Genomic DNA, 20,096 nt, shown 5'->3' with positions numbered 1-20,096 from the left:
CTGTACGTTCCAGTATTGCTGAGCATCACAACTGAAGTGATTGGGGACGACGTGAATAGCACGCACACCCGGCCGATGCTCGTCATCGTCCTGATCGCCGCACTGCTGGTGACAGCCTGCGGCGTCACCCGCGACAGCGGTGAACTCGGCCTGCACCGGCTGCGCATGATGGTGCCCAACAGCCCGGGCGGCGGCTACGACCTGACTGCCCGCACCGCAGTGAAGATCATGCAGGACGACGACATCACCGGTCGTATCGAGGTCTTCAACGTGCTCGGCGCAGGCGGAACTGTGGCGATGGCCCGGCTGATGAATGAGAAGGGCAACGACGACCTCATGATGACCATGGGGCTGGGCGTTGTCGGTGCCACCTACACCAACGGATCCAAGATCAAGGCTTCCGACGCCACGGCGCTGGCGAAGTTGATCGAGGACCCCGGAGCGATATTCGTTCCCGCCGATTCACCTTTCAAGACCGTGCAAGACTTTGTTGCCGCCTGGAAGGCCAATCCCGCCGAAGTGACGATCGGCGGCGGCTCGTCGCCGGGGGGACCTGACCACCTGTTCCCGATGGAACTCGCGAAAACGGTCGGCGTCGAGCCGAAGTCAGTCAACTTCGTCACGTACGACGGCGGCGGAGATCTGCTGACCGCGCTACTCGGCAAGAAGATCACCGTCGGCACGTCGAGCCCCGGCGAGCTCATCGATCAGATCGAGGCCGGCCAATTGCGCGTGCTCGCGGTGTCCAGCGACGAGCGTGTCGAAGGTGTCGACGCTCCGACGCTCAAGGAGTCCGGAATCGACATGACATTCGCCAACTGGCGCGGAGTCCTTGCACCGCCCGGCATTTCCGATGACGCCAGGGAATCGATGATCAAGGTGCTCGAGGACCTCCACAGTACCCAGGGATGGAAGGACGCGATTGTGAAAAACGGCTGGACCGACGCGTTCATGACCGGCGAAGCGTTTGAGGAGTTTCTCGTTGAACAAGACAACCGGGTCTCGACGACCCTGACCGAGTTGGGGCTGCTATGACGACGACAGACGATGCCGTGACGTCCACGCCCGAAAAGCGAACGGACACCGCGCAGTACCTCGTCTGCGCCGTGCTCGTCGCAGTCGGCGCATTCGTGATCTATGACGCGCTCAGCCTCGAGCCGGGCTTCGCCAAGGTCGATCCCGTTGGGCCGAAGATGTTTCCGGTCGTCATCGGTGTTGTGTTGATCCTCCTTGCCATCGTGTTGGCCATCGCGATCCCGCGCGGGTCAGTGGGTGAGGCCGACGCCGGCGAGGACGTCGATCCTGACGCACCAAGCGACTGGCGCACCGTGGGCCTGCTCGTCGGTCTGTTCGTCGCCACGATCCTGCTGGTGGAGCCGCTCGGCTGGGCCATCACCGGCGCCCTGCTGTTCGGGGGCGCGGCAACCGTTCTCGGCAGTCGGCACTACGTCCGCAACATCGTCATCGGTGCGGTGCTCTCGGTCGGCAGCTTCTATGCGTTCTATTCCGGGCTTGGAATCCCTTTGCCCGCAGGCATTCTGGATGGGATTCTCTGACATGGAAAATCTTGACTGGCTGATCCAGGGTTTCGAGAACGCCGTCACGCCGATGAATCTGCTGTACGCCGTGATCGGCGTGCTGCTGGGAACCGCAGTTGGCGTACTGCCCGGCATCGGACCCGCAATGACAGTGGCACTGCTGCTGCCAGTGACCTACAACGTCAGCCCCAGCGCCGCCTTCATCATGTTCGCAGGCATCTTCTACGGCGGCATGTACGGCGGTTCCACGACCTCGATCCTGCTGAATACACCGGGGGAGTCGTCGTCGGTCATCACCGCCATCGAAGGCAACAAGATGGCCAAGGCCGGACGAGCAGCACAAGCATTGGCCACGGCCGCAATCGGATCGTTCGTGGCGGGCACCATCGGCACCGCACTGCTGGCCGCCTTCGCCCCGCCGATCTCGCGGTTCGCGGTCACTCTCGGTGCTCCGTCATATCTGGCAATCATGCTCTTCGCACTCGTCGCAGTCACCGCAGTGCTGGGGTCATCGAAGCTGCGCGGCGCCATCTCGCTGTTCCTGGGCTTGGCGATCGGCGTCGTCGGCATCGACTTCCTCACCGGTCAGCCCCGAGCAACCTTCGGCATTCCGCTGTTGTCCGACGGCATCGACATCGTGATCATCGCGGTAGCCATCTTCGCGGTCGGCGAGGCGCTATGGGTTGCAGCGCATCTGCGCCGCCGCCCAGCCGATATCATTCCGGTCGGCCGCCCCTGGATGGGCAAGAGCGACTGGCAGCGATCATGGAAGCCGTGGCTGCGCGGCACCGCATACGGCTTCCCGTTCGGCGCCCTGCCCGCCGGCGGCGCCGAGTTGCCGACGTTCCTGTCCTACATCACCGAGAAGCGCCTCTCCAAGCACAAGGAGGAGTTCGGTAAAGGCGCGATCGAAGGTGTCGCCGGCCCGGAAGCCGCCAACAATGCATCGGCCGCAGGCACTCTCGTGCCGATGCTGTCGCTCGGCCTGCCGACCAACGCGACCGCCGCCGTGATGCTCACCGCATTCGTTTCGTACGGAATCCAGCCCGGCCCGACGCTGTTCGAGAAGGAACCGCTGCTGATCTGGACGCTGATCGCCAGCCTCTTCATCGGGAACCTGCTACTGCTGCTGCTGAACCTGCCGCTCGCACCACTGTGGGCCAAGCTGCTGCGCACCCCGCGGCCCTACCTCTACGCGGGCATTTTGTTCTTCGCCACTCTCGGCGCACTCGCGGTGAACGTCCAGCCATTGGACCTGGCGCTGCTTCTGATCTTCGGCCTCCTCGGCCTGATGATGCGCAGATTCGGGCTGCCGGTGCTGCCGCTGATCATCGGCGTGATCCTCGGACCACGCATCGAACGTCAACTGCGACAGAGCCTGCAGCTCGGTGGCGGGGATTGGGCCAGCCTGTTCACCGAGCCCGTCGCGATCGTCGTCTATGCGCTGATGGTGATCCTGCTGTTGATGCCACTGATCCTCAAACTCATGCACCGGAGCGAGGAGACGCTCCTGATCGTCGAGGATGACAAGGACCAGCGGGAGAAGGCGGCTCAGTCATGATCGTCATCGGATACAGCGCGGACGCGTTCGGCCGTGCCGCGCTCGAACACGGAATCGCCGAGGCGAAACTCCGCGGCACCACGCTGTTGGTCATCAATTCGACATCAGGGGAGGCCTACGCCGACCCGCGATTCGCCCAATCCGGCGAAGTGCACGATGTCGAGCGGCACCTCAACGAGTGTGGCGTCGAGTTCAAGCTCACCCAGCCCGTCGGGGTGGACACCGCCGAGGAGCTGCTCAAGGCCATGGGGCGGCACGACGCCGAGCTGCTGGTCATCGGCATCCGGCATCGCAGTCCGGTCGGAAAGCTGCTGCTGGGCAGCGTGTCGCAGCATCTGCTGCTCGAATGTCCTAAACCCGTATTGGCGGTCAAGCCCGACGAAAGCTGACGTTGACCATCGACGTGGCCTGCATCACCTATGTTTCCGGCGCGTTTCGTCCACCGCGCACGCGGACACGGTGGCTAAGTGAGCGGGTGTTGACGTTTCGGACACGACGGTGCAACGGATGCGGAATGGCGTCGCGCGAACCTAGTGCTCGTGAAGACTCTGAGCCGCAGCCGAACGATTGAGCATTGGGACGCCGAAGATGTCGATGCGTGGGAGGGCGGCGAACCGCCGGGAAAGGATGTAGCCAAGCGCAACCTGATCTGGTCCATTTTCGCCGAGCACGTCGGCTTCTCGGTGTGGTCGATCTGGTCGGTGATGGTGCTGTTCATGCCGCAGGACGTGTACGGCATCGATGCCGCGGGCAAGTTCTATCTGGTCGCGGTGCCCACGCTCGTCGGCGCCGCGATGCGCATCCCGTACACCATTGCGCCGGCCAAGTTCGGCGGGCGCAACTGGACGATCGTCAGCGCGCTGCTGCTGCTCATCCCGACGGTGCTGACGCTGTGGGTGATGAATCGCCCCGACTCGTCGTACACGATGTTCATGATCGTCGCGGCCTTCGCCGGTTTCGGCGGCGGAAACTTCGCATCGTCGATGACGAACATCAACGCCTTCTACCCGCAGCGGCTCAAGGGTTGGGCGCTGGGACTCAACGCAGGCGGCGGTAATATCGGCGTTCCGGTGGTCCAGCTCGTCGGCCTGCTCGTGATCGCGACGGTCAGCAACACCGCACCCGAAGTCGTCTGCGCCATCTATCTTGTGCTGATCGCGCTGGCCGCCCTCGGCGCCGCCTTGTTCATGGACAACCTCGGCAACCAGCGCTCCAATCTCGGTGCCATGGGAGAAGCGTTGCGGTTCAGCCACTCCTGGGTGATGAGCTTTCTCTACATCGGCACGTTCGGTTCGTTCATCGGATTCTCGTTCGCCTTCGGGCAGGTGCTGCAGATCAACTTCCTCGCCGGGGGAGACACCGCGGCACAGGCATCACTGCACGCCGCACAGATCGCCTTCCTCGGCCCCCTGCTGGGCTCGATCGCCCGGCCGTTCGGCGGCAAGGTGTCCGACCGGATCGGTGGCGGCAAGGTCACCATGTACACGTTCGTCGCAATGATCTTCGCCGCGGGAATTCTGGTGGCAGCAGGGATGATCGACGACGGGATGGCGGGCCCCGCGACCGGCGGGCAGATGATCGCCTACGTGGCCGGTTTCATCTTGCTGTTCATCCTGTCGGGTATCGGAAACGGGTCGACGTACAAGATGATCCCGTCGATCTTCGAAGCGAAGGCCCAGGGCCGCGACGATTGGAGCCGTGACGAGAAGGCGGCCTGGTCGCGCAGCATGTCCGGCGCGCTGATCGGTTTCGCCGGTGCGATCGGCGCCCTTGGTGGCGTGTTCATCAACGTCGTGCTGCGCGCCTCGTACGTCAGCGACGCCAAGTCCGCCACCAACGCATTCTGGGTGTTCCTGGGCTTCTACGTGGTGTGCGCAATCGTCACCTGGGTGGTCTTCCTGCGAGTCCAGACCGCGCGGGTGGGCGCCGGCGAACAGGTTGGCCGCAGTCCCGCGCCGGTGCCCGCCTGACACCCATGACGACCAGGACGGCGTGCTCCTACTGCGGAGTCGGCTGCGGTATCGAGGTCCACACCACAACGGACTCCGATACCGGCCGTCCCGTCATCGCGCGCGTCTCGGGAGACAAGCTGCACCCCGCCAACTTCGGGCGGTTGTGCACCAAGGGTGCGACACACGCCGAGATGATGGCCGCCGTCGACGGGCGGTTGACATCCGCGCTGCTGCGTTGCTCCCGGGGTGAGGAACCGGTGCCCGTACCTGTCGACGACGCTGTCGCCGAGGCGGGACGGCGGCTGCGCGCCATCGTCGACGAGCACGGACCGGATGCCGTCGCACTCTACGTATCGGGTCAGATGTCCATCGAGGCACAATATCTGGCCACCAAGTTGGCCAAAGGCTTCGTGCGTACGGTGCATATCGAGTCGAACTCGCGGCTGTGCATGGCAAGCGCGGGAACCGGTTTCAAGCAGTCGCTCGGCGCCGACGGGCCACCAGGCTCATACACCGACTTCGACAGCACAGACCTGTTCTTCGTCACCGGGTCGAACATGGCCGACTGCCACCCGATCCTGTATCTGCGGATGACCGACCGCCTGAAGGCCGGCGCCAAGCTGATCGTCGTTGACCCCCGACGCACCACCACCGCGGAGCGTGCCGACCTCTTCCTGCAGATCAAGCCGGGCACCGATCTCGCGCTGCTCAACGGCCTGCTGTACCTACTCGTCGAAAACAACGACATCGACCTGGATTTCATCGCTGAGCACACCGAGGGCTGGGACACCATGCCCGCGTTCCTTGCGGAGTACACACCCGAGCACGTCGCGCAGATCACCGGCCTCGCTGAGGCGGACATCCGCACCGCCGCCCGGATGATCGCCGATGCCGGGGAGTGGATGAGCTGCTGGACGATGGGGTTGAACCAGAGCACTCACGGCACCTGGAACACCAATGCCATCTGCAACCTGCACCTGGCCACCGGTGCGATCTGCAGGCCGGGCAGTGGTCCGATGTCGCTAACAGGTCAGCCCAATGCGATGGGCGGTCGCGAAATGGGTTACATGGGGCCGGGATTGCCCGGCCAGCGCTCGGTCACCTCCGCGTCCGACCGGGAGTTCGTCGAGCAGCAATGGGCGCTGGACGCGGGCACCATCCGTGCCGAAGTCGGACCCGGCACCATCGACATGTTCGGGCAGCTCGCCGAAGGAACCATCAAGGCGTGTTGGATCATCTGCACCAATCCCGTTGCCACCGTGGCTAATCGCAAAACGGTGATCGCCGGGCTGGAAGCAGCCGAGCTCGTCATCACACAGGACACCTACCGCGACACCGCGACCAATCGCTACGCCGACATCGTGCTGCCCGCCACGCTGTGGGCTGAGTCCGACGCCGTGATGGTGAACTCCGAACGCAACATCACCCTGCTTGCGCAGTCGATGCCGCCGCGCGGGGAAGCGCGACCAGACTGGCAGTTGATCTGCCAAGTCGCAGCGCATCTGGGATTCGGCAAGCACTTCAACTACGAGTCCAGCGAGCAGATCTTCGAAGAGATCCGCAGCTTCTCGAACCCGAAAACCGGATACGACCTTCGCGGCGCAAGCTATGCGCGACTGCGCCAGACGTCGTTGCAGTGGCCGTGCCCGCCCGATGACGAGAGCGACCGGCATCCGATCCGCTACCTGAATGACGGCGTCAGCCAGGACCGCTTCGTCGACGAGGGCGGTCATGCCCCCCGGCTCGCGTTCCCCACCCCGTCACGTCGTGCCATCTTTCACCCCAGGCCGCACCTCGATCCGCGCGAATTGCCCGATGACCAATACCCGTTTGTGCTCAATACCGGTCGCTTGCAACACCAGTGGCACACGATGACCAAGACCGGCAAGGTTGATGCGCTCAACAGGCTCGACGACGGACCGTTCGTCGAGATCCACCCTATCGACGCCGCTGCGCTCGACATCGTCGACGGCCAGCCCGTCGAACTCACGACGCGGCGCGGTCGCGCGGTCCTTCCCGCGGTGATTTCCGATCGGGTGCGCCAAGGCATGTGTTTTGCGCCGTTCCACTGGACCGACGAAGACGGCGAGTACCTGGCGGTCAACGCGCTCACGAACGACGCCGTCGACCCCGACTCGCTGCAGCCTGAGTTCAAGGCGTGCGCGGTCAGCCTGAGACCGCTGGCAGCGCCCGTGCGCGCGACCAGGATGCTGTCGCGTCCGGTCCTCACCGAGGGACCACTGGTGCTGTGGGCGTCACAGACCGGCACCGCCGAGGAGTTCGCAGGCAAGGTGGCTGCGGCAATCGGCGCACCGAACCTGGTGAACATGAACGATCTCGCCCTTGCCGAGCTTGCGTCGCGTGACGTGCTGGTGGTCACCAGCACGTTCGGAGACGGCGGGCCGCCAGACAGTGGTGCGGAGTTCTGGAACCGGCTCAGCTCCCCGGATGCCCCCACCCTGACCGGGGTACGCTTCGCGGTGCTCGGGATCGGTGATCGCACGTACGACGACTTCTGCGGCCATGCGAGGTCCGTCGACGCCAGGCTGGCCGCACTCGGCGCGACGCGGCTTCTCGGGCGCGTCGACTGCGAGGCTCACGATGACGAACGTATGGGCCGATGGGTGGACCTGGTCGCCGGCCTGCTGGGCCGCGCGGTGTGCTCGACGCCTGTCACCGTTGCGGAGCCGTTCACCCGCACGCATCCGATCGTGGCGCCGCTTTCCAGAAACACCGTGCTGACCGCACCATCATCACGAAAAGAGGTTCGCCAGTTCGGGTTTGACATCTCCGAATTCGACGTCACCTACGCCGCAGGCGACTCACTCGGAGTGTTCCCCACGAACGACCCGGCAGCCGTCGACGCGTGGCTGGCGGCCACCGGTATGCGCGGTGAGCACGTCGTCGTGGTCGACGGCACCGAGCAGACCATGCGCGACGCCTTGACGTCACGCTACGACTTCTGCCGCGTGACGCCCGACCTGTTGCGCTTCATCGCCGAGAACAGTCGCGATTCGAAGGGGCTGCGCGCTCGCAGAGGCAGGCAGGACAAGTTGGACAAGTGGCTCATCGGACGCAACGGACTCGATCTCGTCCAGGAGTTCGTCGTCCACGCCGACCCCGACCAGTGGCTCGAAGTCCTGGTGCGGTTGACGCCGCGCAGTTACTCGATCTCGTCGAGCCCGCTGGTCAGTCCGCACGAGATACAGCTCACGGTCTCGGTGGTGCGCTACGGGGGTGCCGAAGGTAGGCAGCGTGGCGGAGTGTGCTCGACATTCCTTGCCGATCGCGCGGCGTCGGCCCCGGTATTCCTGCAACGCTCACCACACTTCCGCCCCCCCGACGACAGCGATGCACCGATGATCATGGTGGGCCCAGGGACGGGCATTGCACCATTCCGTGGCTTTCTGCAGGAGCGGCGGGCGCTCGGTCACGCTGGCCGCAACTGGTTGTTCTTCGGCGACCAGCATCGCATCGAAAACTTTTATTACCGAGACGATTTGGAGAACATGGCCCGCGACGGCTTCCTCAGCCGGCTCGACCTGGCGTTCAGCCGTGACCAGGCCGACCGGGTCTATGTACAGCACAAGATGCTCGATCGCGGTGCCGACGTGTGGCGCTGGCTCGACGACGGCGGGCACTTCTACGTCTGCGGTGACGCCACCCGGATGGCGCGCGACGTCGATGTGGCGCTGACGACGATCATCGAAAAGCACGGACGGATGTCGCAAGAGCGGGCCCGCGAGTTCAAGCGCGAACTCGTCGCCGCGAAACGCTATGTCCGCGACGTGTACTGAGGTCCCAATCGGTGTATCGCCCGATCGAGCTTACGGGCCCATGGATCGGAGTACGTTCCCATTTAGCAGAGCTTCGCTTTCTGGATAAATGGGGGAATTCATGAGACGACGCGTATTTCTCGCCGGTGGGGCCGGTGCTGTTGTCGCAGTGTCTGCGCAGTCGGTGGCAGGGTGCTCAACATCCCCGGAAAAAACAATCCGGCGCGGAAAGCACTGCAACAGGTGACGTGGCTCGGTTGCGCGAAGAGTATCCGGACTTCGACGCCGACTATGTGGAGAACGCGATCGCGCCGTTTCTGCAGAACAGCTTCTTCGATGGACAACGTCCCGTGCTGCCGATGATCGACGTTGCGCTGACGAAGGAAAATGCGCTGCCGTCCGATCTGTGGGGCTTGCTCAGCGAAAAGTGGGGACCGGACCCCGAAAAGGGTGTCACCGTCTTCCTTCAGGGGCTCGAGCTTCGTGGACCGGACAACCGCCGCAAACGGATCTATATGTCGGCAGTCACGCCCGACCTGTATGACCGCATGTACAAGGGCAAGGTGGTCCGTTTCTGGGATGAACTGATGAGTCAGCAGAACAGCGAAACGCCTTTGATGAGAATCTATCTGGACACGTTCTGGGACCTATACTGGGACCTGCATCTGGGTGTGCGTGGCGTCGAGATCCCCGCTCAGGTGCGTGAGATCGGCGCCAGCTTCAATGCGGTACTGGCCCATCGGGATCCAACTCAGAAGATCGTTTACGACAACTACATGGCCGTCAGGGAACGGCTCACCTTTCTGAAGTCGTGGATCGACGATCGGCTGGCGGACATCGGATCCGGCAAGACCGCCGAACCCGAGAAGACGTTCGCCTGGTATTGGCTCAGGAACGGCGAGGAAAGCGAGTATTTCAACCACCAGGATGTCGTGTTCGAGTGCTTCCACAACTTCGTGGCATTCAGTCAGTGGGGCAACAGCCTCTACAACGTGATGTCGAACCTTGGCCGGGAGGGAGGCGACCCCCAGGCAAAGGACTGGTTCACCAAGACAATGGCGGGGGAGTACGACAAGCCGGACGGCTCTGCGTTCCCGCCCCTGGAACGGTTGGTCATGGAGTTGTTCCGCACGATCTCGCCGAACGGTGGAAGCATCTCGGCACTCGAGCCGACGCGCCCACCGGCATTCGAAAGCCACGGCTATATCTCCACACCCCACCCGTCGACGAGCAGGGATCCGGTCCAGTGGTCCAACCCCGACGACTTCGACCCGTCCCGTTACCAGACGGCGCCGACGAGCCAGCAGATCGATGAAGCGCGAATTCGCCAGATGGGTCTGGCCAACTGCCCATTCACACCAACTGACTTTCCAGTTAAGGACGGACGCACGGCGGCGTTACGCAACAGCGCCTTCGGCACGGTATTCGGTGTGATCGAGGACCGACCAAGACCGGTGTGCGATTACGCCGGTTTCGCGCCCTTCGGTTTCGGTTACCGACGATGCCCCGGAGAACAGCTGACCACGATGGCCTTTGAGGATCTGCTCCGCAAGGTCGCCCGTGATCGCATCGAGTTCGTCAAGGTCGTGTCGGACAACGCAGAGCAGCTGCCGATCGGTCCCAACACTGTCATCGGCGACGACATCGGTTTCGTCCGACTGTCATAGACCGATGGCCCAACGGCGCGTACTACAGATTGCGTTCCATCGCGGCCGCGACTTCGGCCGCCTCGTAGCGATCCTCGTCGAAGAGAGCGGCCACCACGCCGCGGCGGTCGTCCGCTGAGCGGTTCTGGCTCAGCTTCGCCTTGCCCTCGACGCGGGCGACGGCGATCTCGAGCCCGATGATGCCGCCGAGCTGTCCATCGATGTACTTCTCCGGCGCGTCGCTGGGCTGCCACGGTTCACTTCGCCCGTCCTCGTGCACGCCGGTCAATCGGGTGACTACGTCGCGCAGCCAGTCCCGGTCCTCGTGCACGCGCACGGTGCCAGTCAAGTGCACTGCGCTGTAGTTCCACGTCGGCACCACCCGGCCGTGCTCGGCCTTGGCGGCGTACCACGATGGGCTGATGTAGGCCTCCGCGCCCGAACAGATCAGCAGCGCCGGGCTGCCGTCGGTGATGGTCTTCCACTGAGGGTTGGCACGCGCCATGTGCGCAACCACCACGTTGCCGTCCCACATGATCGGGAGCAGGGTGGCGACGGGAGTCCCATCCGGGTCGACCGTGACGAACTCGGCCGATCGCGCCGCGGCCACGAAGCGCCGAATCTCGTCGTCATCGTCGATTCGGTTGAAAGACGGGATATACATCTTGTGTCCGAGGGGGGACTTGAACCCCCACGCCCGTTAATAGGGCACTAGCACCTCAAGCTAGCGCGTCTGCCATTCCGCCACTCGGACCAGTTCGAAGGCAGCTTAGGTTATCGGATCACCCAGGCCGGACCCAAACCAAGGAGGCTCGACCTCGGGGCGGGGGGCAGCCCCCGGGGTAGACCGGGTGGTACGAATGGTGACTGTGACCGCATCCTCCGCAGCCGAAGCCGAGGTGGTTGATCTCGTCAGCGCGCTGATCCGCTTCGATACGTCGAACACCGGCGAGCCCGAGACCACCAAGGGTGAGGCTGAATGCGCCGCCTGGGTGGCCGAACAGCTGCAGGAAGTCGGCTACACGACCGAATACATCGAAGCGGGGGCGCCGGGGCGCGCCAATGTGTTCGCGCGGCTGGAAGGTGCAGACCGAGAGCGCGGCGCCTTGATGTTGCACGGCCACCTTGACGTGGTGCCCGCCGAGGCCGCCGACTGGAGTGTGCATCCGTTCTCCGGCGCGGTCGAGGACGGCTATGTCTGGGGCCGGGGTGCGGTCGACATGAAGGACATGGTCGGGATGATGATCGCCGTCGCCAGGCACTTCAAACGCTCCGGAACCGTTCCGCCGCGCGACCTCGTCTTCGCATTCGTCTCCGACGAGGAGGCCGGCGGCAAGTACGGCTGCAAATGGCTGGTCGACAACCGGTCCGATCTGTTCGACGGCGTCACGGAGGCGATCGGGGAGGTCGGCGGTTTTTCGCTGACGATCCCGCGCCGTGACGGTGGCGAGCGGACGCTGTACCTGATCGAGACCGCCGAGAAGGCGATGATGTGGATGCGGCTGACGGCGCGCGGTCGCGCGGGCCACGGTTCGATGATTCATGACAACAACGCGGTCACCGCGGTCGCCGAAGCGGTGGCCAAGCTCGGCAGGCACCAGTTCCCGGTGATCCTGACCGAGTCGGTGGAGCAGTTCCTCACCGCGGTCTCCGAGGAGACCGGGTACACCTTCGACGTGGACTCACCGGATCTCGAGGGAGCCATCGCCAAGCTCGGCCCGATCGCGCGAATCGTCGGCGCGACGCTGCGTGACACGGCCAACCCGACGATGCTCAAGGCGGGATACAAAGCCAACGTCATTCCTGCGACGGCTGAGGCCGTCGTCGACTGCCGGGTATTGCCGGGCCGGCTCGCCGCCTTCGAGCGCGAGGTCGACGAGGTCATCGGACCCGACATCGTCCGCGAGTGGATTACCGAACTGCCGTCGTATGAGACGAGCTTCGACGGCGAACTGCTGGAGGCGATGAACGGCGCGATCCTGTCCGCCGATCCCGAAGCCCGCACGGTCCCGTACATGCTTTCCGGCGGCACCGACGCCAAACACTTTGCACGCCTGGGGATTCGCTGCTTCGGATTCGCACCGCTGAAACTGCCGCCGGACCTCGACTTCGCCGCGTTGTTCCACGGCGTGGACGAACGGGTACCCGTTGACGCACTGACGTTTGGTACCCGGGTTCTCGAACATTTCCTTCGGCACTGCTGACCTGCACTGCTGAGTACTCGAAAGGATCAGATATGGCGTTTGACTACAACCCCTACGACTTCCTGCCGGAGCTTCCTTCGTTCACCCTGACGTCCGAGACGTTCAGCGACGGTCAGGCGTTCGGTAACGACCAAGTCAGCGGCATCATGGGCGCAGGCGGCTCCGATGTATCCCCGCAGCTGTCGTGGTCGGGATTCCCCGAGGCGACGCGCAGTTTTGCGGTGACCATGTACGACCCCGACGCGCCGACGGCCTCGGGCTTCTGGCATTGGGCTGTGGCCAACCTGCCCGCCACCGTCACCGACCTGCCCGCCGGCGTGGGCGACGGAAGCACCAGCGGATTTCCCGGCGACGCACTCACTTTGGCCAATGACGCCGGCCTCAAGCGCTTCATCGGCGCCGCACCGCCCGCGGGGCACGGTGTGCACCGTTACATCATCGCCGTGCACGCCGTCGGTGTGGAGAAGCTCGACCTGCCCGCGGAAGCCACCCCGGCCTATCTGGGCTTCAACCTTTTCGGCAACGCGATCGCGCGGGCCATCATCACCGGGACCTACGAGCAGAAATAGTCGCGCACGGCTCAGTGTTGCGCACTCGCGGACGGCGATGTACTCCCGTGCGAGTACGCATCACCTCCTGTGGGTGGATGCAGCCTCCAGCGGCCGCCGTCATCGTGGTGGATACCAAGGACTCATCGGAGGTCTCGTGTCCCCACATCCATATTCCAGAGTGGTCGATCAGCAGTCCGGGAGCGTGCTGTCAGCTATCGTCGCGCTCGACCGCGCCGCCGGATTGGATCAACTGACCTCGGGGCGCGGGTTCGTGTTCCAGGCGTCAAATCTCGTGGCGACGCTCACGCACGATCCCAACACCGCTGACCGGCCTTTTTGAGCGGCATGCTGGTGGTCCTGACCTTGGTAGGCGTGGTGAGCTGCGCAACAACTGCGCGACAGCGTGGGGGTTCATCCCCCGCGGCACTGGCATTTTTGGGCGGCATGCTGGCGGTCATGACCTTGGTTGGCGCGCCTGCGGCACGGGCCGACGGCATCGGATCGGACGCAGACGTGCACGTCGCCCAGTCGCTCGGCGGTCGCGAATTGACGATCACGATCCGGCGAGTCGGCCCGGTCCTTGGGCCTCTGCACATCGACGTCGTCACACATCGCGGCGACGCTCCAGGCACACTGCAACTCACCGCGTCGGCACCGGGAGCCACTACCAGCAGCGGGCAGGTGAAGCTCGGCACGCCCGGCATGTATTCGGCGACACTGAACGTCGACAGGGCCGGACCGTGGGAACTGATCGTCGACGACGGCCACACCGCGGCACGGATCCCGTTTCTGGTTCCCGCGCAGGTGATTCCGCCGTGGAAGAAAGCCAGTGACTACGGCTTCTTCACCGCGGGCGCACTGCTGATCGTCTCACTGGCAGCGGCGTTGCGCGCGCGCCGCAGCTGGGTGGCGCTAGTCCCGGCGACCGGCATGATCATCGCGCTGACGGTGGCTGTCACCGGCGCGACGCTGTCGGCGTACTCACCGCCGCCCCCGCAGCCCGGCCAGGACCTTGACCCCACCCTCGAGAACATCCGTGATCCTTACGCGCGCGTTGCGGCCAATTCGCTGAATCCGGTCGACTATTCGCGGCCGCCGGTGAACATGGCGGTGTCCGCTGGCCAGTCCACGCTGCGTTTGAACCTCACCGACTCCTCCACCGGGCGACCCGCCGACGACTTGCTGATCCACCACGGCGCGCTGATCCATCTCATCGTCGTCTCACCTGCGGGCACCATGTCGCACCTGCATCCTGTCCGTGTCGCGCCGGGACGGTACGAGGCGAAGTTCGACACCACCGAACGCGGGACTTACGCGATGACCGCCGAAATCGCCAGGCGCGGTGGCGGGGTGCAACTGCTACGCGGCTCGGTCGACGGGCAATCGCTTGCCACACCACCGACCGCGGCGCCACCCTCGCAGGGCGAAATCACCGCGACGGTCGCGCCAGCGGGCAGCCCGAGCACCATCCGGGCCAGGTTCGGGGACACCCCCGATCTGCAGCCGTGGCTCGGGATGGTCGGACACATGATGGTCGTCGGACCACTACCCGACGGCCCCGACGTCGGCAAACACGCACTGACAGCACCGGTCTGGTCGCATGCGCATGCCATGGTGCCGCCGGCACCCGGTGCCGCAGGCGGCCAACCCGACGAATCGGTTGCCCGGTACGGACCCGAAATCGATTTCACCTACTCGTTCGCCCTGCCCGGCCGCTACAAGGTATGGGTGCAGACCGAACGCGACTACGCCATCCTCACCGCGCCAACCGAAGTCGAGGTCCGCCAACCATGAGTCGCCAGCGCCTCGTCATCATTGCCGCTATCGCCGCCGCCATCGTCGGCGCCGGAATCTGGCTGCTGTGGCCGAAATCGATGGCCGACAGCGTGGCCACCGCGACGGCAGGACCGTACCGTGTGCAGCTGACCGGCGAGCCGCCGGAGGTCGGAATCAGTCCGCTCACCGTCGAGATAACCGACAACGGGGGCCAGCTCCCCACACCGGACTCAGTCACCTTCGAACCAGCGATGCCCCAAATGGGCCATGCCACAACACCTGTGGCCGCCGTGGCACAAGGCGACGGCCGGTACCGCGCCGACGTGGATCTGTCCATGGCCGGGCAATGGGACATCACGGTCCGCATCGCCGCCAGCGGCCAAGTGCACGAAGCAGTTCTGAGCGTCACCACCAACGGCTAGAAAGGCACACCGCCATGACGAGTGCGAATTCGCGCGGCAAGTTACCGGCGTTTGTCATGCTCGCTGGCACCCTGATCTCGCTGTCGGGGTTGACCTGGGACATCGACTGGCACCTTGACGTCGGGCCGGACAGCTTCTTCACGCTGCCGCATCTGTTCATCTACGCCGGCGGCGCGATCGCCGGGTTGACCAGCTTGGTGATGGTGTTGCGGGCCACCGCCGCACAGCGCAATGGCCAGGATCCCGATCCGACCGTCGGCGGTCGCGCGTTCAAGGTACTCGGCGTATTCGCCGCACCGATCGGCTATCTGGTCGCCGGTATCGCCGCGGCCTCGTTCCTGCTGTACGGGCTGTACGACGAGTGGTGGCACGGCCTGTACGGATTCGACGTGACCGTCGCGTCGCCGCCACACCAAGGTTGGCTGACGTCGATCTGTGTCACCATGATCGGCACCGCGATCGTCTTCGCAGCGGCCCGCGAACATCGCTGGGGCCGTTGGGGGTTCATGGTCGCGATTGCGGCGTTCGGGCAGTACGCCTCGATCCAAAGCGGCGCGCTGGCAGACCTCAACCTGAGCGCGACCATCGACTGGCCCACCCTGACCTGGCTGGCCATTCCGCTCGTCTGCGTGCTGCTCGGATCTCAAGTCGTGCCGCGCGGCGGCGCCATCGGCACCGGCCTTCTCACACTGGTGCTGAACCTGGCGACGTGGTCGTTCGCCAGCTGGGCGGTCGGCTGGTACGCCGACCTACAGCACTTGGCGCTTCGCGACTTCGTCGAGTTGAGCTTCCCCATCGACATGGTGCTGATCCCAGCCATCGTTTTCGTGTTCGGCGTCGTCGTCGAGCTCCTGCTGCGGTGGAAAGGCGCGAGCGCCTGGCTGCTGGCCGGTTCCGGCGCGGCAGGTGTGATCGCGATCACCTGGCTGCTCAGCTCAATGGGATCCGGGGGCGTCGACCTGGGTGGTGAGGACGGCGGCGGACACGCGGGCAGCATCCTGCTGACGTGCGTCGCCGGGGGGCTGCTCGCGGGGGTGCTCGGCGGCGCGACGTGGCGACTCGGCCAGGCACTGCGTGCATCGAACGCGACACCTGCCGTCAGTGTGACCGTCGGTGGCACGGCATGACCATCCACAACAGGTTGCGAGCGATGATCGCGATGCTGTGCGCCGTCGCCGCGCTGTCGATCGGCGTGGCACCGGCCGCGACCGCCGATCCGCTGGACTACGTCGTGCACACCGAGCACGTCCAAGTGGGCCCCTACCCGGTGACAGTCGGGTTCACCGTGTGGCCGCTGCGCGCCATGCAGTCGTTGGATTTCACGTTCGAACCGGACGGCGGAATCACGGGCAAGTCCGGCACCATCACGGCGATCGCTCCCGATGGCCGGGAGGACGCGGATCGCCTGTCCCGGCATCCCCGCAACCGCGAAGTGTGGGGCCTTGACGTGGAGTCGCTCAGTTCCTCGGGGACGTGGACGCTGAGGTTCACGATCGACGGACCGCAGGGCGAAGGCACCGGCGACCTGGCCGTCGACGTGCTCAACCAGCCAGGACCCCCACTAGCGCTGAGCTGGCTCGTCGGACTCACCCCGCTGGTGCTGGCGATGGTGTTCTTCGCGGTGGTCTGGATACGCACCGGCCCGCGCAGGAACGTCGACACGAATTCCTAGTGGCTCATCTCAGTGCAGAGACCTCCCGCCGGAGTACGCGACCGCCACCGGTAGCGACGATGATGGATCCGTGACGCACGCCGATCGCCGCACCTCTCGCGCCGATCTCGCTGCGATCGTCGCCGCGTTGGCGGTGTCGATCGGCCTGTTGTTCATCGATCCGGACGTCGTGGCCGGAAGGCAACTCGCAGGCATCGCGATCGCGGCCGTCGCCGCAGTGCTGCTCGTCGTCGCCGGTCGGTTCGGTCGGGCCACCGTCGTGGCGATCGGTGTGCTGGACATCGCCACCCTCGCGTGGACCTCCAGCCCGGTCGCGCTGCGGCCGCTGCTCGCCGTGGCGCTGTTCCGTCTCGTGCGCCGCAGCGACGATCGCTCCGCGATCTGGTTCGGATCGCTCGTCGCGATCGTCGTCGCAGGCTTCGGGGCGCAGGTCGGTAGTGACCCGTTCTGGTTCGAATGGGCCGCCGACGCAGCCGTTCTCCTGCTCGCGATCGCCGCCGCCGACGCCCGTCGCTCCAACCTGCGGCGTCGAGCCGACGCAGTGGAACGCCAGGTCGCCGAACGGCTCCAGGCGGAACGCCTTCGCATCGCGTACGACCTGCACGACGTCGTCGCCCATTCGCTGTCGGCAATCACCGTGCAGTCCGGCATCGCCGCCCACGTTTTCGAGCGCGATCCGGCCGCCGCTCACTCCGCGCTCGTCGAGATCAACGACGCAGGCAGACGATCGCTCGACGAGCTGAGATCCCTCCTCGGGCTCCTGCGGTCAGACGAGTCGGTCCCGCTTCGCCCGGTACCGACGGCCACCACCACCATCAGCGACGTCGTCGTCGCTGCCGCCGGGCACTCGAGGGAAGTCGAGGTGGTCGAGGATGGTCATTATCCTGCGAACGTGGCGGAGAGCACCGTGGTGACAGTGCACCGAATCGTGCACGAGTGCCTTGTCAACGTCGCCCGCCACGCCGGCGAGGTCCCCGCAATCGTCCGGCTCCGGCACGCGGACGGCGGCGTGCACGTCACCGTGTCGAACGACGCCCCGGCCACCGCACGCGTTGCGGCGCCCGGCACCGGCATCGGCCTGGTCGCGGTCCGCGAGCGAGCGGAGCTCCTCGGGGGCACCGTCCACGCCGAACCCACCGACGACGGCGGGTTCACGGTGCGCGCGTTCGTGCCCTACCAACTGCCGGGCGGGTGGGGAACATGACCGCTGGGCTCGACGCGCCGGCGGTGGCCAGGCGCGACATCCGCGTCCTGCTCGTCGACGACCAGGAGTTGGTGCGTCGCGGGTTCGCAGCACTGCTCGCCAACGAACCCGGAATCGAGGTCGTCGGTGAGGCCGGCGACGGCGCGCAGGCGATCGCCGAGACCTGGCGGACACGCCCCGACGTCGTGCTGATGGACATCCGCATGCCTCGCATGGACGGGCTCGACGCGACCCGAGCGATCTGCGGCGACGAACGGCTCAGCGCCACCAAGGTGCTTGTGCTCCCACCTTCGCGCTCGATGAGTACGTCTACGACGCGCTCAGAGTCGGCGCCTCCGGTTTTCTGCTGAAGGACACCCCGCCGCGACTCCTGCTCGAGGCGATCGCTGCGGCCGCCGACGGTGACGTCCTCATCTCACCGGCGATGACCAAGCGCTTGGTCGCCGACCTCGTTCGCCGACCGATCAGCCGTCCGGGAGACACGGGTCCCCTCGATGTCTTGAGCGAGCGGGAGCGCGAAGTGCTCGCCGAGGTCGCACGTGGCAAGACCAACTCCGAGATCGGCGAGTCGCTCTACATGTCGCCGCTCACGGCGAAGACGCACGTCAGTCGCATCCTCGGCAAGCTGAACGCGCGCGACCGCGCCCAGCTCGTGATCATCGGATACGAGACCGGACTCGTCAGCCCCGGCGAGTAAATAAGGCGAGCGTCGCGGCGATCGACATCCATTAGTCGTGTACGGCCGAGCCGACGGCGTCGGCCAGGGACGTGAAACCTCCGTCGCGCAAGCGGTGGGCCAGGCCGTCATGGATCCGCTTGGCCCAAAGTCCGCCGCCGTAGATGAATCCGGTATAGCCCTGAAGCAATGAGGCGCCAGAGATGATGCGGTCCCATGCGTCGTCGGCGGTTTCGATACCTCCGACGCTGATCAGCACCAGCCGGTCGCCGACGCGCCGGTACAGCCTGCGCAACACCTCAGCGGACCGCTTGGCGACCGGCGCCCCGGAGATGCCGCCCGCACCCAGCTCGTCGACCCCGGGTGTGGCCAGCCCGTCTCGGGACACCGTCGTGTTCGTCGCGACGATGCCCGCCAGCCCCAATTCGACTGCAAGATCGGCGATCTGGTCGATTTCCTCGTCCAGGAGATCGGGTGCGATCTTCACCAGCACGGGAGTCGATGTCTCTGCGCGTACCGCGGCCAGGATGGGGCGCAGCGATTCGACGGCTTGCAGATTACGTAGTCCCGGCGTGTTCGGCGAGCTGACGTTGACCACCACGAACGCCGCAAGCGGCCCGAGTAGCCGCGCGCTTTCGGCGTAGTCGTCGACCGCGGACTCGGCCGGGGTGGTCTTGGTCTTGCCGATGTTGACGCCGATCGGCACGTCGGCGGTGTGGCGTGCCAGCTTGATGGCCAGCTCACCCGCCCCGTGATTGTTGAATCCCATCCGGTTGAGCAGGGCCCGATCGTCGGGCAGCCGGAACATTCGCGGTTGCGGGTTGCCCGGCTGCGCCACTGCGGTCACCGTGCCGACCTCGGCATACCCGAACCCCAGCGCGCCCCACGTCTTCAGCCCTCGGCCGTCCTTGTCGAATCCGGCCGCCAGGCCCAGCGGAGCGGCGAAATTCACGCCGAAGACCGTGCTGCCCAGCACCGGATCGCGCGGTGCCAGCCACCGTGCCAGCGGACGGCGTGTGACGGCGGCGGCGGTGGCGCCCCGCAGCAACGCGAACACCCAGGTGTGGATGCGCTCGGGCGCGAACAGGAACAGCACCCGCTGCAGCGCGCGGTAGATC

Annotated in this window: 17 protein-coding genes, 1 tRNA gene and 1 pseudogene; 16 read left to right on the top strand and 3 right to left on the bottom strand. The window is 65.4% G+C overall.

Features of this window, described 5'->3' with window-relative positions:
- The first annotated feature begins 75 nt into the window (after positions 1-75).
- The 7 genes from CSQ99_RS02635 (at position 76) to CSQ99_RS02605 (ending at position 10,494) form a co-directional block, all read left to right on the top strand.
- Positions 76-1,035 carry a Bug family tripartite tricarboxylate transporter substrate binding protein gene (locus tag CSQ99_RS02635; RefSeq protein ID WP_099037483.1) on the top strand — a complete coding sequence of 320 codons (960 nt, stop codon included), beginning with the start codon at positions 76-78 and terminating at the stop codon, positions 1,033-1,035.
- Positions 1,032-1,556, top strand: coding sequence for a tripartite tricarboxylate transporter TctB family protein (locus CSQ99_RS02630; RefSeq protein ID WP_099037482.1), 525 nt, complete (start codon positions 1,032-1,034; stop codon positions 1,554-1,556). The genes CSQ99_RS02635 and CSQ99_RS02630 overlap by 4 nt, the downstream gene beginning before the upstream one ends.
- A 1-nt stretch (position 1,557) precedes the next feature.
- Positions 1,558-3,099, top strand: a complete 1,542-nt coding sequence (locus tag CSQ99_RS02625) for a tripartite tricarboxylate transporter permease (RefSeq protein WP_099037481.1) — start codon at positions 1,558-1,560, stop codon at positions 3,097-3,099.
- Positions 3,096-3,488 carry a universal stress protein gene (locus CSQ99_RS02620; RefSeq protein ID WP_099037480.1) on the top strand — a complete coding sequence of 131 codons (393 nt, stop codon included), beginning with the start codon at positions 3,096-3,098 and terminating at the stop codon, positions 3,486-3,488. Before CSQ99_RS02625 ends, CSQ99_RS02620 begins: the two co-directional genes overlap by 4 nt.
- Positions 3,489-3,632: 144 nt before the next feature.
- The gene (locus CSQ99_RS02615; RefSeq protein WP_099037479.1) at positions 3,633-5,069 is read left to right on the top strand and encodes a nitrate/nitrite transporter; all 1,437 of its coding nucleotides are present in this window, start codon (positions 3,633-3,635) and stop codon (positions 5,067-5,069) included.
- A gap of 5 nt (positions 5,070-5,074) precedes the next feature.
- Complete coding sequence (locus tag CSQ99_RS02610; RefSeq protein ID WP_099037478.1) at positions 5,075-8,848, top strand: bifunctional nitrate reductase/sulfite reductase flavoprotein subunit alpha; 3,774 nt, start codon at positions 5,075-5,077, stop codon at positions 8,846-8,848.
- 227 nt (positions 8,849-9,075) lie between these two features.
- Positions 9,076-10,494: a cytochrome P450 family protein gene (locus CSQ99_RS02605; protein ID WP_099037477.1), complete on the top strand. Its 1,419-nt coding sequence runs from the start codon at positions 9,076-9,078 to the stop codon at positions 10,492-10,494.
- A 22-nt stretch (positions 10,495-10,516) separates the two neighbouring features.
- On the opposite strand, the gene CSQ99_RS02600 is transcribed toward CSQ99_RS02605, so the two are convergent.
- Both CSQ99_RS02600 and CSQ99_RS02595 read right to left on the bottom strand, forming a co-directional pair.
- A complete protein-coding gene (locus tag CSQ99_RS02600) occupies positions 10,517-11,137 on the bottom strand; it encodes an FMN-binding negative transcriptional regulator (RefSeq protein ID WP_099037476.1) in 621 nt (206 codons plus the stop codon).
- A gap of 4 nt (positions 11,138-11,141) precedes the next feature.
- Positions 11,142-11,227, bottom strand: a tRNA-Leu gene (locus CSQ99_RS02595).
- Between the two features lie 106 nt (positions 11,228-11,333).
- Between CSQ99_RS02595 and CSQ99_RS02590 the strand changes: the two genes are divergently transcribed.
- The 9 genes and pseudogenes from CSQ99_RS02590 (at position 11,334) to CSQ99_RS02555 (ending at position 18,999) form a co-directional block, all read left to right on the top strand.
- Complete coding sequence (locus CSQ99_RS02590; protein ID WP_099037615.1) at positions 11,334-12,677, top strand: M20/M25/M40 family metallo-hydrolase; 1,344 nt, start codon at positions 11,334-11,336, stop codon at positions 12,675-12,677.
- A 32-nt stretch (positions 12,678-12,709) separates the two neighbouring features.
- The gene (locus tag CSQ99_RS02585; protein ID WP_099037475.1) at positions 12,710-13,246 is read left to right on the top strand and encodes a YbhB/YbcL family Raf kinase inhibitor-like protein; all 537 of its coding nucleotides are present in this window, start codon (positions 12,710-12,712) and stop codon (positions 13,244-13,246) included.
- 160 nt (positions 13,247-13,406) lie between these two features.
- Positions 13,407-13,568 (top strand): hypothetical protein, encoded by a 162-nt coding sequence (locus tag CSQ99_RS30900; protein WP_176560839.1) that lies wholly within the window; start codon positions 13,407-13,409, stop codon positions 13,566-13,568.
- A gap of 116 nt (positions 13,569-13,684) precedes the next feature.
- Complete coding sequence (locus CSQ99_RS02580) at positions 13,685-15,022, top strand: hypothetical protein (protein WP_245908637.1); 1,338 nt, start codon at positions 13,685-13,687, stop codon at positions 15,020-15,022.
- Positions 15,019-15,426, top strand: coding sequence for a FixH family protein (locus CSQ99_RS02575; protein ID WP_176560838.1), 408 nt, complete (start codon positions 15,019-15,021; stop codon positions 15,424-15,426). Before CSQ99_RS02580 ends, CSQ99_RS02575 begins: the two co-directional genes overlap by 4 nt.
- Before the next feature lie 14 nt (positions 15,427-15,440).
- Complete coding sequence (locus CSQ99_RS02570; protein ID WP_099037472.1) at positions 15,441-16,553, top strand: hypothetical protein; 1,113 nt, start codon at positions 15,441-15,443, stop codon at positions 16,551-16,553.
- On the top strand, positions 16,550-17,098 hold the full coding sequence (locus tag CSQ99_RS02565) for a hypothetical protein (RefSeq protein WP_099037471.1): 549 nt from the start codon (positions 16,550-16,552) through the stop codon (positions 17,096-17,098). The genes CSQ99_RS02570 and CSQ99_RS02565 overlap by 4 nt, the downstream gene beginning before the upstream one ends.
- Positions 17,099-17,168: 70 nt before the next feature.
- Positions 17,169-18,302 (top strand): sensor histidine kinase, encoded by a 1,134-nt coding sequence (locus tag CSQ99_RS02560; protein WP_099037470.1) that lies wholly within the window; start codon positions 17,169-17,171, stop codon positions 18,300-18,302.
- Positions 18,299-18,999: pseudogene (locus CSQ99_RS02555) on the top strand (response regulator transcription factor). Before CSQ99_RS02560 ends, CSQ99_RS02555 begins: the two are co-directional and overlap by 4 nt.
- Positions 19,000-19,030: 31 nt before the next feature.
- Here CSQ99_RS02555 and CSQ99_RS02550 read toward each other — a convergent pair.
- Positions 19,031-20,095, bottom strand: coding sequence for a quinone-dependent dihydroorotate dehydrogenase (locus CSQ99_RS02550; RefSeq protein WP_176560848.1), 1,065 nt, complete (start codon positions 20,093-20,095; stop codon positions 19,031-19,033).
- Between the last annotated feature and the right edge of the window lies 1 nt (position 20,096).

This window comes from Mycobacterium neglectum (assembly GCF_002591975.1).
Taxonomy (GTDB): Bacteria; Actinomycetota; Actinomycetes; order Mycobacteriales; family Mycobacteriaceae; genus Mycobacterium; species Mycobacterium neglectum.
Note: the sequence above shows the minus strand (reverse complement) of the source record. Positions and strands in the feature narration are given on the sequence as shown.

Coding starts and splice junctions, on each gene's coding strand:
- CSQ99_RS02635 (WP_099037483.1), top strand. CDS start 76: ATGCTCGTCATCGTCCTGATCGCCGCACTGCTGGTGACAGCCTGCGGC.
- CSQ99_RS02630 (WP_099037482.1), top strand. CDS start 1,032: ATGACGACGACAGACGATGCCGTGACGTCCACGCCCGAAAAGCGAACG.
- CSQ99_RS02625 (WP_099037481.1), top strand. CDS start 1,558: ATGGAAAATCTTGACTGGCTGATCCAGGGTTTCGAGAACGCCGTCACG.
- CSQ99_RS02620 (WP_099037480.1), top strand. CDS start 3,096: ATGATCGTCATCGGATACAGCGCGGACGCGTTCGGCCGTGCCGCGCTC.
- CSQ99_RS02610 (WP_099037478.1), top strand. CDS start 5,075: ATGACGACCAGGACGGCGTGCTCCTACTGCGGAGTCGGCTGCGGTATC.
- CSQ99_RS02600 (WP_099037476.1), bottom strand. CDS start 11,137: ATGTATATCCCGTCTTTCAACCGAATCGACGATGACGACGAGATTCGG.
- CSQ99_RS02590 (WP_099037615.1), top strand. CDS start 11,334: ATGGTGACTGTGACCGCATCCTCCGCAGCCGAAGCCGAGGTGGTTGAT.
- CSQ99_RS02585 (WP_099037475.1), top strand. CDS start 12,710: ATGGCGTTTGACTACAACCCCTACGACTTCCTGCCGGAGCTTCCTTCG.
- CSQ99_RS02580 (WP_245908637.1), top strand. CDS start 13,685: ATGACCTTGGTTGGCGCGCCTGCGGCACGGGCCGACGGCATCGGATCG.
- CSQ99_RS02575 (WP_176560838.1), top strand. CDS start 15,019: ATGAGTCGCCAGCGCCTCGTCATCATTGCCGCTATCGCCGCCGCCATC.
- CSQ99_RS02570 (WP_099037472.1), top strand. CDS start 15,441: ATGACGAGTGCGAATTCGCGCGGCAAGTTACCGGCGTTTGTCATGCTC.
- CSQ99_RS02565 (WP_099037471.1), top strand. CDS start 16,550: ATGACCATCCACAACAGGTTGCGAGCGATGATCGCGATGCTGTGCGCC.